The sequence below is a fragment of the Barnesiella sp. genome (assembly GCF_022723415.1).
In the GTDB taxonomy this organism is placed as follows: Bacteria; Bacteroidota; Bacteroidia; order Bacteroidales; family Barnesiellaceae; genus Barnesiella; species Barnesiella intestinihominis.
In genome coordinates this window covers 1-15,782 of sequence record NZ_JAIJHU010000044.1, presented here as the reverse complement: position 1 = coordinate 15,782, position 15,782 = coordinate 1, and the positions used below count along the sequence as shown (strand labels likewise).

Sequence of the window (15,782 nt, the reverse complement as noted above, 5' to 3'; positions counted from 1 at the left end):
ATAGGGAAAAACCAATATATAACGATATGAAAAAATTTGTTTTTACATTATTCGCCGTGGCAGCTCTTATCGCTTGCCAGTCAAACAATAAACAAAATCAGATGACCGGCGAAGGCGAAGCCGTAGAAATCGTAGGAACCGACTCGACCGGGTTGGTAGATGTATTCGCTTATGAAGGTACAGTACCGACAGCTTCCGAGAAAAAAGACAGTATGGACTACTTGGTAATCATTACCCAAAAGATAGACAGTGTCAATGGCGTATACCAAATGACAACAACCTATATAACAGCCGATGGGAAAAGCGGAAAAAAAATAAACAGTAAAGGGAAAAAGCTATCACATAAAGGGACTAAAAAAGATAAAGCAGCCAAAGTTTACAAGCTAGTCCCCGACAGCGGCTCGAATCAAACCGTCAATTTGTGGGTAGAAAGCGATACAACGGTCGTTATTCTTGACGACCAAATGAATACCCCTGCTAAACCAGAGCATTACAGATTAAAAACCGTTAAGAATAAAAAGTAAAATACGATGTTTTAGGCTTATAGAGAAGAAGGAATGAAGTTTATTATTTGTAAAACTTTATTCCTTCTTCTCTATAAATCAAAAAACTGAATCACCGCTAAATCTTTGTCTAACCACTTCATACATCATGACGCCCGCTGCCACAGAAACATTGAGCGAACCGATGTTCCCAACCTGAGGGATAGCAACCATCTCGTCGCACAAACGTAAATTATCGGCATCGACCCCTGTATCCTCAGCGCCCATAACCACTGCTACGGGGACCGTATAATCCACCCGTGTGTAATTCATAACAGCCTTCTCAGAAGCAGCGACCACTTTAATCCCGCTATCTTTCAAATAACGAATAGCACTATGTATCGAGCGCTCCCGACAAACAGGGATATGCAACAAAGCTCCCGCCGAAGTTTTTACCGCATCGGCATTCACACTGACACTTCCCCGTTCGGGTAACACAATGGCATCTACGCCTGTACATTCACACGTTCGAGCAATCGCTCCAAAATTACGTACATCGGTAATTCCATCGAGAAGAACAATGAATGGAACCTTCCCCTCCTCGAACAAAGAAGGGATTATATCTCCCAACCGCTGATACGACACCGCCGAAATAAAAGCGATCACTCCTTGATGATTTTTGCGGGTAATCCGGTTCAATCGTTCGACCGGTACACGCTGAACGAAAAATCCACGACCTTTTATCAAATCGAAAAGTTCTTTCGCCAAATCGCCTTGAAGGTCTTTTTTTACCAAAATCTTATCTATTTCCTTTCCGGCTTCCACTGCTTCTATTACAGCTCGGATGCCAAAAATCATTTCATTTTTTTCCATCTTTCAAGTCATTACGTTTCAATAATTCACGAGCATTATCCAAAGCCGCAGCTGTCAAAGAGGAACCACTCAGCATACGAGCGATTTCCTCGATCCTCTCTTTTTCCGATAACTTAATCAAATAAGTGGCTGTCGATGTTTCCGTATCACTTTTATAAACCCGATAATGCGTTTGTCCCAGAGAAGCGACCTGCGGCAGATGAGTGATACTGATCACCTGCATGCACTCGGCCATCTCCCTCATAATTCCGGCCATCTTATCGGCAATCTCTCCCGACACACCCGTATCGACCTCGTCAAAAACAATCGAGGGTAATGCCATAGCATGAGCAATGAGAGCTTTCAACGAAAGCATCAATCTCGATATTTCTCCACCAGAAGCGACCTCGGATACCGATTGTAACGGTTGATTTTTATTGGCAGAAAACAAAAAACGAATAATATCACCTCCATTTTCGTCATATTGCTGACGAGGAGAAATTTCTATTTCGAACCGCAGATGCGGCATCCCCAAAGGTTTCACCCTTTCAGTCAACGTTCGGGATATTTGATCGGCAGCTTTTCTCCGTTCCGACGAAAGTTTGCCGACAAGCTCACTCACCCTTCTCTCCTGCACCTCGATTTTTCTCCTTAGCTCCGACAGTTCCTCATCGAAATTTTCGATACGGGTCAACTTATCGGCAAAAGAATCTCTCAGAGCCAACAATTCAACGGTCGTACTCACCCTATGCTTCTGCTGCAAAGAGTAGTAAATATCCAGACGATTTTCAACCCAAGACAATCGATCGGGATCTACACTCAGGCTATCTTGGGAATGATCGACCGACGAAGCAATATCTTTCAAATCGATATAATCCGATTCAATCCGTCCCACCAACTCATCGATTTCGGGGTATAACCGGGAGAGAGATTTCATTTTGGACAATGCTGCATTCAGGAGAGGAACAACACCAGTCTCTTCTTCATGCAAATATCCCTGAATAACCGCCAACTCGCCCTTTATTTCCTCGACATGTTGCAACGTTTGCTGCTCTACCTCCAATTCTTCTTGCTCTCCTTCTTTCAATTGTGCCTCCTCTAACTGGGACAACTGATACCGCAAATAATCTTCTTCTTCCCTACCCGATCGATTTTCATCTTGTAATCGAGCATATTCTCTCAATAATTCATGCCACGAACGATACTCCCGTTGATAATCGGACAATAAACTAAAATTTCCGGCCATCGTATCGACGACACGTAACTGAAAATGAGAATCGGCCAACAAAAGATTCTGATGCTGAGAATGTATATCGATAAGCTGTTCTCCTAATGATTTCAACTGAGTCACAGAAACCGGCGTATCATTGATAAAAGCCCTCGACTTGCCCGACGGAAGAATCTCTCTTCTCAAAATACACTCCTTAGCATCATAGTCCAGTTCGTTCTCTTCAAAAAAAGATTGCAGATGATACGACGATATATCGAAAAGACCTTCTATTACCGACTTTTCATCGGTACGTTTCAATGATTTCAAATCGGCACGCTGCCCCAGTATCAACGACAATGCACCTAATATGATAGATTTACCGGCCCCCGTTTCACCTGTTATCACCGAAAAACCCGAGTTAAATTCAATATTGAGTTCATCGATAAGCGTATAATTGCGAATACTCAATTTCTTGATCATAGTAACTACACTTTATCTTTCCGTCTGACGTATTTTCTCGAGTATCGTATTCTCGGTAGGATAGATACCACTCAACGTTTCATATACCGATTCTTTTTCCGAAACCGGAGCTTTTGAATACACATTTACCAACTCATCGAGTTTTGCATCTTTAAATAAAGGAATGAGTACCGACATCGGTGCAGCTTCGTATACTTTCTGTAATTGCTGTATAGCATCGGTTATTTTTGCCCGTCCTTTATCTACACTCAAAGCCATTTCGTCCAAACCGCCTCGATGATAGTCATACCATAACTGTCGAAATCCGGCAGTGCCCTGCTCGATAAACGCCGATAATAAAGCATGGCGATTACGGGTATCTTCAAAAGCCTTCCACCCGGCTTCCATAGAAGATTGTCCAAGATTCACCACTTGATGTGCCAATTCGTAGAATGGAGTTCCCCCCATAGGCGAGAAACTGTCGAAATCGACTCCGAGAATCATGTAAACATAAAAATTGATAACAGCCGTGAGATTACTCTCTATACTTGTCTCGGAAAATACAAGCGGTTCGTATTGCTGATAATTGAACTCTACTTTGGTATCTTTGAAATTGATGAGTGTCGTCGTATAGGAACTGTTATATACCGGACGCCGCGATTGCACTTGCAACTCGCAGACAAACCGATTATCGGTATATTCCTTAACGGTAAAAAGCATGGAACAATCTATCCGTTCGACCGGCGAAATTTGGGCCGTAGACCATTTTCTATCGTTAATATACTCGGTTATAGCTTCCTTTAAAGTCGTAAACACCTCTTTATTCGTGCCCTGTATCTGGTCACTATTCACCTCTACACGACAATTCAACTCCTGTGCAGCTGACAGGAAAGGAAGGAGGAGAAGTAAAAAATACAAGACATTTCTTTTCATATCATCTCTCTTATCCAAGACACTCAAATGGAGGAGTTTCTACCGTTTAAGATTCAACGATCCTCCGACACATAACGGCCGATAATATCGACAATATCGGCAGCAACCTCGATCTTGGGCTTACACGGAATCTCCATCGGTTCTCCCTGCTTACCGATAACAGTTACTTTATTCGTATCACACTGAAATCCCGCACCCGCATCCCGCAATGAATTCAAAACGATAAAATCAAGATTCTTTTTCTCCATCTTCAAACGGGCATTCATTTCCTCGTCATTGGTTTCGAGAGCAAAACCCACCAAACACTGTCCGGGTCTTTTTCTTCGTCCCAACTCTGCCGCTATATCGGGATTCGGTCGAAGCCGAAGAATCCGGTCTTCCCCTGTTCGTTTCAATTTCACATCGCTTACCGTTTCGGGAGCATAATCGGCGACGGCCGCACACATAATCGCTATATCCGACCGGTCGTACTCGGATAGCACAGCCCTATACATTTCTTCGGCAGACTCGACATCGATACGGTCGATCGATGAATGATTCGTTTTCAGACTCACCGGGCCAGCAACCAACATAACTTCGGCTCCCGCCTCGGCACAGGCTTCTGCAAGGGCAAATCCCATTTTCCCGGACGAGTAGTTACCGATAAAACGCACCGGATCGATTTTCTCGTAAGTAGGTCCCGCTGTAATCAAGACTTTTTTCCCGGAAAGCGGCTTAGAAATTTCAAAAAAACGATCGAGTATTTCGACTATCTTCTCGGGTTCTTCCATACGTCCTTTGCCGGTAAGATGACTGGCTAACTCACCGGTAGCCGGTTCTATGATATGATTTCCATATGACCTCAACATATCCAAATTACGTTGTGTCGAAGCATGGGCATACATATCCAAATCCATTGCCGGAGCCACAAAAACAGGAGCTTTACAAGACAGATAAGTCGTAACAAGCATATTATCGGCTATCCCGTTGGCCATCTTACCGATTGTCGCAGCCGTGGCCGGTGCAATGAGCAAAGCATCTGCCCAAAGCCCCAAATCGACGTGGCTATGCCATTCGCCGGTATTGGCCGTAAAAAACTCACTAACCACAGGCTTGCCGCTCAGCGAAGACAAGGTAACCGGCGTAATGAATTCTTTCCCCGAGGGAGTCATTACCACTTGTACTTCGGCTCCCCGCTTTATCAGCAGACGCAGTAAATAGGCTGCTTTATACGCGGCTATACTACCCGTAATACCCAATATGATATGTTTTCCTTTCAACATCGTTGAAGCTCTATTTTTTACGCAATTTAGAAACGCCGGCGTGCGCGAGTATATATTTCAGTTATGACGTTTTTCGTATTCAACGGGAAATCACCCTGCATCATCCAACTGTAATAACTCGGTTCTAATTGGAAAACTTCCTCGACGGAACGCCCTTTGTATTTCCCGAAATTAAATACAGCCACATCGTACTCATTAAGAATAATACGCCCTGCGAAATCTACATTTCTATTTTGAGTCGAAAACGATACCCACGAGTCTATATCGTTCGTGAGATACTTTCCTTCATACTCTTCTTTCATCTCCTCCGTATAACGGTCGAGCTGAGCCTTAAACACCTCATAAGTCGCCCGCGTATCGGCCAAAGCCGAATGGGCATCGACCAACGGCGCTCCACAATAGAATTTGTAAGCGGCTTTTAACGTGCGAGGCTCCATGATATGATAGATAGTTTGTACATCGACAAACTTCCTTTTCGATATATCGAGATTGACCCCGGCTCTCAACAACTCTTCTATAAGTAGAGGAACATCAAAACGATTGGAGTTAAATCCGGCAATATCGGCTCCCTCGAACACCTTCGCAATATTCCGCGCCACATCTTTGAACAACGGCTTATCGGCCACCATTTCGTCTGTAATATGGTGAACGGCCGTCGAAGCCGGAGGAATGGGCATTCCCGGATTGATATAAATATCTTTTTCTTCTGTTTTTCCGTTCGGAAACACCTTTACATAAGCCAACTCTATAATTCGGTCGGTCGTTATATTCGTTCCGGTCGTTTCCAAGTCGAAAAAGACAAGCGGATTCTTTAAGTTCAAATTCATTTTCTGTTATTCAATCGCTTAGAATTTATTAAAAATCGCTGAGCATCATCGGCATTAACAGCATCAACAAATCTTCATTTTCTTTATTTTCCAGCGGTAGGATCACCCCGGCGCGAGTCGGATCCGAAAGTTCTACGAGTACCTCGGTCGCCGATATATTATTCAAGATTTCTATCAAAAACGAAGCTTTAAATCCAATAGTCAAATCGTCGCCGGTATAATTGCATGCCACTTTTTCCTCTGCCGAAATCGAGTAGTCCTTATTCTCGGTAGATACGACCAACTCCCCGTTTTTCAGTTGTAATTTAGCCAATCCCAAAGCAGCATCGGCAAATACGGATACACGACGCAAGACGTTGACAAACAAAGCGCGGTCGATAATTAAACGATTGGGATTATTCGTCGGAATAACCGAGTTGTAATTGGGATAATTACCCTCGATAAGCCGGCAATTCAAAACAAAATCCGAAAGTTTGAAACATGCATTTTTCGAATCAAAAGCCAACTCTACCTTTCCACTCTCTTTCGGGAGTATAGCCTTCAACAAATTGGCCGGTTTTTTCGGTAGTATAAACGCTGCCCGTACACCGGGGGCAATGCCCTGATTTTTGAACCGAACCAGTTTGTGTGTATCGGAAGCGACGAAAGAAACGCTATCTTCAAAAATATCCATGAATATACCATTCATAATTGGCCGAAGTTCGTCCTCGGCAGTAGCGAACAACGTGCAACCTATACCGTTAAGTAATTGTTGAGCTTCGACAGAAAACGATACCGCAGAAGAATCCATCGGCATTTTGGTAGGATACTCGTCACCATTCACCCCGATAAAGTTATAGCGTCCGTTCTGGAAGTAGAGGAATATTTCCAAATTATTGTCATCGATCTCAAACGTCAATGGTTGATCGGGCAACTCTTTCAACGGTTCGAGCAATATTTTCGCATTGACAGCAAAAACACCCTCTCCCTCGGCTTCCATTACATCGATAGCCGTAGTCATAGTCGTCTCCTGATCCGATGCCGTCATAGACAATCGAGTTCCTTCGAGACGAAATAAAAAGTTGTCGAGAATAGCCATCGAGTTTTTCGAGTTAATTACTCGGCTAATAGTTTGCAAATGCGATAGCAACAGCGTGCTGGATACGATAAATTTCATAAATATATCTTTTTATTTATTTGTTTCACTACATTCTCTCGATAGCTCTTTCACTGACTATCAAGCCCGAACAAAGCAACCTACTCGGTACTTTGCCCTCATATCTTTAACGAACAAATGTAATGAAAATTTTTTTCTCTACCGACTAATTCGACAGAATAAATAAAGAAGTTATCAACAGACAATACCGACAAGATTGCCTCCTCCCGGTTTTTCCTCGAAACTTATTCATTTCTCGAATATTATTTTTATATTTGGCTTTACGCTCATTTATTCGTTATATTTGTAGAATATAAGATGAATCAAAAGAATATAAGTATTATTTGTATAGCCTTATGCCTAATTCTGATAGGAGGCTATATCCTCCGGCAAAACTACCTGCTCGAAAAAGCATATAAAACGGCCGGTATATATGATTATATTCCCGCAGAAGAAAGTAAAATAATTCTTGAAATAGAGCAAGTATCGCAAATCGACTCCATTACACCTCGTTTACCCATTTTACGACGAGTATTCCCTATCCTATCGTTATGGCAAGAAATACTTTCTTCGGCCCGATTACCCGAAACCAGCGCTATAACCATCTCTTTTTCAGAAGCAGGGGAAGCTGCAATCTGGTACTGCATGCCCCGACAGAAACAAAAAAATCTAAAAAAGATACTACCCCGGCTAATATCGAATAATTACCGCCCCGTTTGCGAAACCGAAGGTTCGATTACTGTCAACCACTACGCTCTGCACAACGGTTCTTTTTTGCATGTGCTTTTTGCTCCGGGCGTCACTGCTATCTCTTTCGAATCTTCTTTATTCCGGGAAGCCCAACAAACCGTAGACAAATTAAGCCGACGAGAACAATTCACACGCACACGCCAAGCTCTCGATTCCCAAGCTGCGGCAAGACTTTTGCGGCAAATACCAGAAAATTCGTATCGCAACTCAGGTAGATGGCAAGGGGAAAATATCTACTTGTTCGAAAAGAAAGCCGACGAGAAAGTAGCAACCTTCTCCAATGACTCAACCGCAACAGCAGCTACAACCACATCACTCTCTGAAACTACAAAATAACGGAATGAATCATCGGCTCGATAAAAAATAAAACAGTTATCCATCTAACAACGATTGAGAAGAAATAACCGTTTGCCCCATAACGGAAAACTAAAAACCGTGAAACAAGCCTATACTATCAGTCTGAATATCAACTCAAACATAATATTTTACTATTTGATACCCAATATAACAGATTATTTTTCAAGCCCCTATACAAAAACTTAGCTTATTCATATATGCTACAAATAATAAACAATCCTCTCCTCACGACACTAAACCTCGAAAAGATTTTATTTATCACTCAAATTATCCTCAATCTTAGCATTTCTATGATAACCATGTCTCACATAAGAATCCACAAAGATCAACTCTTTATACCAATCCCCTAGCTCATTTTTCTTGTTTTGAAAGCGAAAAAACCCTCGCACAAAAATATCATTATCGTTGACAATTTTAACAAACCAGCGAGAATCCATGACAATGACTTCCTGCCCACTATTGTTTCGAATTTTTTCTCTGCCCTTATATCCTTGAATGGTATCTTCAACAACCCGTACAGCATTTACAGGAACAACTATTGTTTCTACCTTAGCATACTTTTTGACAGCAAGATATGTCACAAGTAAACTAGACACAGCAACATACACCCGGCTTCTTTCCTCCCAAGACCCACCTCGGAAAATAGGGTCACCCAATATCGTTTGACTACAACCGATATTTCTATAATCTGCTTCTTTAGGGCCAAAATAAAAATAATTACATAAATAACTAACATCATTTTTCACCCTAAAAAGCCAAACATACGCTTGATTTTCGCCAAAACCATAAACTATCGTAATCTCCCCATCTATTAAATACCGCACACCTTCTCTCGGTAAAACTCTTGAAAAAGTTGGGGTTCTATCGTTGAAAAAGATTTCTCACTTTTCCCCATCACTTTTTAAACGAAGGCATCAATAACTCAGGAAGTCCCCAATCAGGATTCATCTCACGAACTTGCGCAAGATGCCTCATACCATTTAAAAGATACTCCTGATGTATTATATTTTCAACCCTAAGAATTGAGATTTTAGTTGGATCAAAAAAATAATTCTTTTCCAAAAGCCAAGAAATTACAGGCTGCCTACGTATAACCATACCATAAAGAGTTTTCTTACATAAATGTAAATCTACAAATTTTTCGGAGAATAATCATGTCGCTAAGTCAAAATCCACCTTTCATTCAAAAATTTTCGACCAAACAAAACAAAAGAAGTGAAAGTAAATATGAATAAGTAGACAACAAAAAAGAAAAGGGGATAAATAATATTTATCCCCTTTTAAGTGTCCGAGATGAGATTCGAACTCACACGAGCCAACGCCCACTACCCCCTCAAAGTAGCGTGTCTACCAATTCCACCACCCGGACAGTATTACAGTATCTATTAGAAAGTGCCCAGAACAGGACTCGAACCTGCATGCCTCTCGACACACGCACCTGAAACGTGCGCGTCTACCAATTCCGCCACCTGGGCATATACCACCGAAAGATACCGATGGAGCGAAAAACGGGACTCGAACCCGCGACCCCAACCTTGGCAAGGTTGTGCTCTACCAACTGAGCTATTTTCGCAATTGCGAGTGCAAAGATAGTTTTACTTTTCGGTTTATGCAAATGGTTTACTAATTTTTTTCATCGGACAAGCTCCTACAAAACAATTAGCTTTTGAATCATAGAAAGTTATTATCCGATAGAATTTTTCCCGATAAGAGAATAAAATTCTCGTCTCCACTCTTCCTGTTCGAATTTACCACTACTATCGTATGTAACCGTAACAGCTCCTTGCTTCTCGACTCCTCGCATTTGCATACAAAGGTGGCGAGCTTCTACGACGACCATCACCCCCTCGGTAGAAAGCGTATCGGTAAGGCTTTGACAAATCTGTGCCGTAAGACGCTCCTGCACCTGAAAACGCCGGGCAAACACTTCGACCAAACGAGCCACTTTACTCAAACCGACAATACCGCCAGACGGGATATACCCGACATGGACTTTCCCGAAAAAGGGAAGTAAATGATGTTCACAAAAAGAATAAAACTCAATGTCGCGTACTACTACAATGCGAGATCCCGTATGCTCAAATACTGCCGATGATATAATTTCCTGCGCCGATTGACGGTATCCTCTTGTTAATTGCATCATCGCTTTCGCCGTACGTTCGGGAGTCTTGCGCAATCCCTCACGGTCAGGATCATCGCCCAACAAAGAAATAATAGCTCGATAGTGCTCGGCCAATTCTTTACAAATGCGGCGTTGCTCCTCCGAGGCCAAAACAGACTGTTCTTCCTCCATCGCTCAAAGTTATTCTGTAAATCCCTGATGTATCTGTATATGTATTTTGTCCCGAACGACACGCATCTCCCGTGCCATTTGGGGAAACTCTTTCTTTAATTGTATCAACGCATTTCCGGCTTCCTCATACGAACGAAAATCGCCCACTCTCAATCGCCAAAACGGAGACGTAAAAGTCACATATGTTTCCAATTCGGGAAAAGCCTGTTGAATAAGTCCCTCTTTATATAAGGCATTATTTTTAGCCGTACGATAGTCATTATCGGAAAATACTTGTATACGAAATCCCGAAGACTGGGCATAACCTTTATTTCCGTCGTACTTTATCACCCCTTCTGCCCGACTTACCCGCTTAGCCAACTGAGCCGGTTGTACAACCTTGACTTTACCACCCGTCTCGGGTCGTTCGAGATACTGAACGATCGAGGTATCCATAACGGCAATCTGAGCTTGCGCCCCATTCGTTAAACCAATCATGGCCAACAGCAAAATAAAAAAAAGAGACTTGCGCATAACCAACGTTTTCATTCAAAATAGTAAGGCTGCAAAAATAAGTATTTATTCTTACTTTTGCAGCCTTTATAAAGTCTATTTTATCAGAATGCAGTAATAATGCCCATAAATGAATCGGCTTTCAAAGCAGCACCTCCGATAAGCCCCCCATCTACATCGGGTTTAGCGAACAACTCGGCTGCATTGCTCGGCTTACAGCTTCCACCATAAAGGATCGAAGTATTCTCTGCCACTTCTTTTCCATACTTGTCGGCAATGGTCTTACGGATAAAAGCATGTATTTCTTGAGCTTGGTCGGCAGTTGCAGTCTTTCCTGTACCGATCGCCCAAACCGGCTCATAAGCCAAAATGATTTTTCCGAAATCCTCAGCAGAAAGGTTGAATAAAGATTCTTCCACCTGAGCTTTCACGACATCGAAATGTTTTCCAGCTTCACGTTCTTCCAAAACTTCCCCGATACAAAAAATAGGAGTCAGCCCATTAGCCAAAGCCAAAAGAACTTTTTCTTTTAAGATTTCGGGAGTTTCGTGATAATATGCACGACGTTCGGAGTGACCGAGAATAACATATTGAGCACCCGTCGATGCCACCATCTTGGCAGAAACCTCTCCTGTATAAGCGCCTTCCGTTTTATCGGCACAATTTTCAGCACCTACCCCGATACGTTTGGTATCTATGGCATTGACCACCGACACTAAATGAGTAAACGGAGTAGCGATGATAACATCGCACTTAGTAGATACCCCTGCCAAAGCGGCATCTATTTCCTTAGCCAATGCTACTCCTTCTTGAAGAGTAGTATTCATTTTCCAGTTTCCTGCAACAATGTTTTTTCTCATAACAAATAAATTTTTATTGGTTAAAACTATACATTATTTTCCTTCTATTATATTATTTTCAGTCTCCTTTTTCTTTCGACGATGGGCATCCCGCCACTGCCGTACGCGTCCGATTATCATCGCCACGGTTTTCTCGGTCAACAACAAAAAGAGCATCGGCACGGCATATAACAAAACGATAAACCATATCCGCCTTTCTGGTCGATAAATTTCCGGCTGACCGTATGTAAGCTTATCCAGCGGCTGAACCAACAAAGTCTCATCGGGCAATTGTGAAGGAGAAGTTTTTCGTAATATCGTTCCCCCTTTCAATAACAGCACACACGGATTTCCTCTCGCAATAGTGCGGATAACCGTTTTATCCATAAAATAGAACGGATATTCCGCCCCTGTATTTTCTTGCCAAGCCTCTACACCCTGCGGGGTAGAAGCCGTAACGCAAGCAAACTCATATCCACGCTCGACACAATAATCATAAAGCTCGTTAATTCGGTCGACCTCACTATCATCGGCAGTTTCAAGATCTGGCGAAAGCAATAGAATACGATAGTTCTCGTCATAAATAATATCTTCGGTTATATCGGTCGCACCACGATAGATAGTAAAATCCTCGATTATCGGTGTTACGGATTCCTGTCCCGAAACTGCCTTTTCATACCTATCTACAAATATCCACCCCTCTTCTTCCGAAGGCAGATTATCGAGTAAAAACTCCTTCCTCTCGCCGTTCTTCTCATAAATGAACACAAATTCACGCTCCGTCTCTTCGACAGCTAATGCTTCCGGTATATTTACGCCTATTTTATAAGGCCGAAAATCGAGATAGGGCTGATAATACGTACCAATATAAACAAAAAAGAAGACAAACAACAGCGAATACAATCCGGTGAGCCATTGCACCTGCTGATTATACAAAGCTCTTAAAGAGGTATTCCGGTAAACTAAAAACAATACGATAATCAATAGCAATACATTTTTGAAAAATGTAGCCCAGTTACTTAGATGAACCGCATCCCCAAAACAACCACAATCGGATATAGGATTGGCTATTGCCAAATAAAGAGTGACAGGAGTCATCACACAAAGAAAAATAAAGATCAGCCGAGGGGTAGACTTACGATAAGATCCAAACAGCAGATGTACTCCTAACACAAACTCGATGACAGAAAGAGCCACCGAAAAAAGCATGGCAAAAGAAGAAAGGAAATCGAGATGAAACGCCGAAAAATAATCCTGAAACTTATAAACCGTGCCATAGGGATCGATAGCCTTCACGAACCCCGAAAGCACAAACGTTCCGCCTACGATCAAGCGAGATAGAAAAACAAGCCATTGAATCAAAGAAGATTTCCTATTGTCTTTAATCGTCTTGTTCGCCATATTCTATTTTTATAAGACCAAACAATGAATAGTTAATCATATCCATATAGTTGGCATCGACCCCTTCCGAGACAAGAGTTTTACCGTTGTTATTCTCTATTTGCTTAGTCCGACAAATCTTTGTCAATATCAAATCGGTGTATGAACTGATGCGCATACTTCTCCAAGCCTCGTCGTAATCATGATTTTTGGCATACATCAACTCCTTTGTTTCCGTCATGTATTTGTCATACAAATCCAAAGCCCTCTCAACAGTTATATCCTCCGAATCGGAATATCCGAGATGCAATTGAATTAATCCTATAATACCATAGTTAACAATTCCGATTAGTTCCGAACGGACACCCTCATCTATTTTACTTTCGCCTTTCGTCTCTATACTTCTTATACGTTTTGCCTTAATAAAGATTTGGTCGGTGACCGACTGCGGACGCATAATCCGCCATGAAGCGCCATAATCTTTCAGCTTCTTGACGAATAAATCCCTGCAAATAGAAATAACGTGTTCGAACTGTGCAATAGTATCTGCCATGATAAATGTATTTTCAAAGATAGCAACCGACTACATGCAAAGGTGAAAATATACCCGCTTTACACAAAGCCCAACTACTTCCGACTTTCGCATACAAAGATACAATTTTATTCTAAATACTTGTATTCAAATAACGATCGATATTTATTCCAGCATTTTTATAGTTCAGTAAAAAAATCCGTGGGATTAGCGATGAATTTTTATCCGCAACATCAAATTTTACACTAAAAAAGCCCGACTCTATAAAAGTCGGGCTATATAAAGGGGTCGTATCAAAGGATGCGATGAAACTCCGAAAGACAGGATTTGAGAGCCTTCGCCCCTTTGTAATCCACCGTGCTAAGCATACCTCGAAAGGCGTGGCCCGCCATTGGAACGAAAAGCTTGTCTCGGCATTTCATAATTTTTGATGAGTTTCCCAATCTACTTTGATACGACCGGGCTTTCTCTTGTCTTTGATACAAAGCTAACCAAATACTTTGAATAAACAAAATATTTTCAATAAAAAAATTAGGGGTTTACCATGAATGGCAACCCCTAATTTTTTATATAAAACTACAAATCCCTTTGTCTTATTTTACTTTCTCAACGATAGCTTTGAATGCTTCGGGATTGTTCATTGCCAAATCGGCAAGGACTTTACGATTAATTTCGATTCCTGCTTTATGCAGTGCACCCATTAACTTAGAATAAGACATACCTTCGAGACGTGCAGCCGCATTGATACGTTGAATCCACAACGCACGGAAATTACGCTTATTATTTTTACGGTCACGATAAGCATACGTCAAACCTTTTTCCCAAGTATTTTTGGCAACGGTCCAAACGTTTTTACGAGAACCATAATAACCGCGGGTAAGTTTAAGAATCTTTTTTCTTTTTGCTCTTGAAGCAACGTGATTTACTGATCTTGGCATAGTTTTTTTCTGTTTTGAATGTTAGCGCTACCGTTCAAGGTAAACTTCAAGCTAAAAACATTCGGTTAATAAAATTTGAAACTACTCTTTTTTGAGAAAAATTTTAGAAATCGCCGAAGCTTATTTCATACCCAACAATGCTTTTACATTGTTTACATCAACGGTATTTACCGTTCCCATGTGAGTAAGATTTCTTTTTTGCTTCTTCGTTTTCTTAGTCAAAATGTGACTTTTGAAAGCATGTTTTCTCTTGATTTTTCCTGTTCCGGTAAGGGCGAACCTCTTTTTGGCACCGGAATTAGTTTTAATCTTTGGCATTTTACTAAATTTTAATTTTATAATTGAATGAATAGTTTGTCAAATATCCTATTTATTTTTTCTTCGGGCTTATCATGATGATCATACGCTTACCTTCCAGAACCGGCATCATCTCCACTTTTCCATAGTCTTCCAAATCGTTCGCGAAACGCAACAAGAGCACTTCACCCTGTTCCTTGAACAGAATAGAACGACCCTTAAAAAAGACATAAGCCTTCACTTTTGCTCCTTCGTTCAGAAAACCGATGGCATGTTTCAATTTGAAATTATAATCGTGATCATCGGTTTGAGGTCCGAAACGAATCTCCTTAACAACAATCTTCGTCGACTTAGCTTTCTGCTCTTTCTGACGTTTTTTCTGCTGATAGAGAAACTTTTGATAATCTAAAATCTTACATACCGGCGGCACTGCATTAGGCGAAATTTCTATCAAGTCAAGACCTTGTTCATCAGCCATATGTATAGCTTCTTGTATGGTATATACCCCTTGCTCTACATTGTCACCGACCAAACGAACTTCTTTCGCCCGAATACGTTCATTGACACGATATTGGTCTTTTATATCATTCTTTTTTGCAGGCATAGGCTTGTTTGGCCTATTAGACTGCGGTTGCGGTTGCGGTTTTTTATCCATTCAGACTACCATTCTTTGAGTAATTCTTCTACTTCTGCATTTAAATTTTCGGCAAAGGTAGCAATTTTCATCGAACCTTTATCACCTTC

General features: G+C 41.5%; 17 protein-coding genes and 3 tRNA genes. 2 read left to right on the top strand and 18 right to left on the bottom strand.

Going from position 1 to position 15,782, the window contains the following annotated elements:
* Positions 1-26: 26 nt before the first annotated feature.
* A complete protein-coding gene (locus QVD32_RS09650) occupies positions 27-524 on the top strand; it encodes a hypothetical protein (protein ID WP_021892228.1) in 498 nt (165 codons plus the stop codon).
* 78 nt (positions 525-602) lie between these two features.
* Here QVD32_RS09650 and rlmB read toward each other — a convergent pair whose 3' ends face one another.
* Genes rlmB through dnaN form a run of 6 tightly spaced genes read right to left on the bottom strand, consistent with a single transcriptional unit; the run spans position 603 to position 7,181 of the window.
* Entirely contained in the window at positions 603-1,355 is a 753-nt protein-coding gene (gene rlmB, locus QVD32_RS09645; protein ID WP_021892227.1) for a 23S rRNA (guanosine(2251)-2'-O)-methyltransferase RlmB, read from the bottom strand.
* Positions 1,342-3,024: a DNA repair protein RecN gene (recN, locus tag QVD32_RS09640; protein WP_021892226.1), complete on the bottom strand. Its 1,683-nt coding sequence runs from the start codon at positions 3,022-3,024 to the stop codon at positions 1,342-1,344. The genes rlmB and recN overlap by 14 nt, the downstream gene beginning before the upstream one ends.
* A gap of 12 nt (positions 3,025-3,036) precedes the next feature.
* Positions 3,037-3,936, bottom strand: a complete 900-nt coding sequence (porD, locus tag QVD32_RS09635) for a type IX secretion system protein PorD (RefSeq protein WP_046416560.1) — start codon at positions 3,934-3,936, stop codon at positions 3,037-3,039.
* A 53-nt stretch (positions 3,937-3,989) separates the two neighbouring features.
* Positions 3,990-5,198 (bottom strand): bifunctional phosphopantothenoylcysteine decarboxylase/phosphopantothenate--cysteine ligase CoaBC, encoded by a 1,209-nt coding sequence (gene coaBC, locus QVD32_RS09630; RefSeq protein ID WP_021892224.1) that lies wholly within the window; start codon positions 5,196-5,198, stop codon positions 3,990-3,992.
* A gap of 26 nt (positions 5,199-5,224) precedes the next feature.
* A complete protein-coding gene (locus tag QVD32_RS09625; RefSeq protein ID WP_008860701.1) occupies positions 5,225-6,025 on the bottom strand; it encodes a 3'-5' exonuclease in 801 nt (266 codons plus the stop codon).
* A gap of 28 nt (positions 6,026-6,053) precedes the next feature.
* Positions 6,054-7,181, bottom strand: a complete 1,128-nt coding sequence (gene dnaN, locus QVD32_RS09620; RefSeq protein ID WP_008860702.1) for a DNA polymerase III subunit beta — start codon at positions 7,179-7,181, stop codon at positions 6,054-6,056.
* A 297-nt stretch (positions 7,182-7,478) separates the two neighbouring features.
* On the opposite strand from dnaN, the gene QVD32_RS09615 reads away from it, so the two are divergent.
* Entirely contained in the window at positions 7,479-8,246 is a 768-nt protein-coding gene (locus tag QVD32_RS09615; protein ID WP_021892223.1) for a hypothetical protein, read from the top strand.
* Between the two features lie 272 nt (positions 8,247-8,518).
* Here the strand turns inward: QVD32_RS09615 and QVD32_RS09610 are convergent, their stop codons facing one another.
* The 12 genes from QVD32_RS09610 to infC form a co-directional block, all read right to left on the bottom strand.
* Positions 8,519-9,091, bottom strand: a complete 573-nt coding sequence (locus tag QVD32_RS09610) for a hypothetical protein (protein WP_021892222.1) — start codon at positions 9,089-9,091, stop codon at positions 8,519-8,521.
* A 461-nt stretch (positions 9,092-9,552) separates the two neighbouring features.
* Positions 9,553-9,636 (bottom strand) — tRNA-Leu (locus QVD32_RS09605).
* Positions 9,637-9,660: 24 nt separating this feature from the next.
* Positions 9,661-9,742: transfer RNA gene (locus QVD32_RS09600), tRNA-Leu, on the bottom strand.
* 22 nt (positions 9,743-9,764) lie between these two features.
* Positions 9,765-9,840, bottom strand: a tRNA-Gly gene (locus tag QVD32_RS09595).
* Between the two features lie 111 nt (positions 9,841-9,951).
* Positions 9,952-10,560 (bottom strand): GTP cyclohydrolase I FolE, encoded by a 609-nt coding sequence (gene folE / locus QVD32_RS09590; RefSeq protein ID WP_021892220.1) that lies wholly within the window; start codon positions 10,558-10,560, stop codon positions 9,952-9,954.
* A 9-nt stretch (positions 10,561-10,569) separates the two neighbouring features.
* Positions 10,570-11,073, bottom strand: coding sequence for an SPOR domain-containing protein (locus tag QVD32_RS09585; protein ID WP_021892219.1), 504 nt, complete (start codon positions 11,071-11,073; stop codon positions 10,570-10,572).
* Positions 11,074-11,156: 83 nt separating this feature from the next.
* Positions 11,157-11,912, bottom strand: a complete 756-nt coding sequence (tpiA, locus tag QVD32_RS09580) for a triose-phosphate isomerase (RefSeq protein WP_021892218.1) — start codon at positions 11,910-11,912, stop codon at positions 11,157-11,159.
* A gap of 33 nt (positions 11,913-11,945) precedes the next feature.
* A complete protein-coding gene (locus QVD32_RS09575) occupies positions 11,946-13,292 on the bottom strand; it encodes a BT_3928 family protein (RefSeq protein ID WP_021892217.1) in 1,347 nt (448 codons plus the stop codon).
* A complete protein-coding gene (locus QVD32_RS09570) occupies positions 13,273-13,824 on the bottom strand; it encodes a DUF1599 domain-containing protein (RefSeq protein WP_008860708.1) in 552 nt (183 codons plus the stop codon). The genes QVD32_RS09575 and QVD32_RS09570 overlap by 20 nt, the downstream gene beginning before the upstream one ends.
* A gap of 572 nt (positions 13,825-14,396) precedes the next feature.
* Positions 14,397-14,741 (bottom strand): 50S ribosomal protein L20, encoded by a 345-nt coding sequence (rplT, locus tag QVD32_RS09565; RefSeq protein ID WP_008860709.1) that lies wholly within the window; start codon positions 14,739-14,741, stop codon positions 14,397-14,399.
* Positions 14,742-14,861: 120 nt separating this feature from the next.
* Positions 14,862-15,059, bottom strand: a complete 198-nt coding sequence (rpmI, locus tag QVD32_RS09560; protein WP_008860710.1) for a 50S ribosomal protein L35 — start codon at positions 15,057-15,059, stop codon at positions 14,862-14,864.
* 52 nt (positions 15,060-15,111) lie between these two features.
* On the bottom strand, positions 15,112-15,642 hold the full coding sequence (infC, locus tag QVD32_RS09555) for a translation initiation factor IF-3 (RefSeq protein ID WP_040295798.1): 531 nt from the start codon (positions 15,640-15,642) through the stop codon (positions 15,112-15,114).
* Positions 15,643-15,782 lie beyond the last annotated feature (140 nt).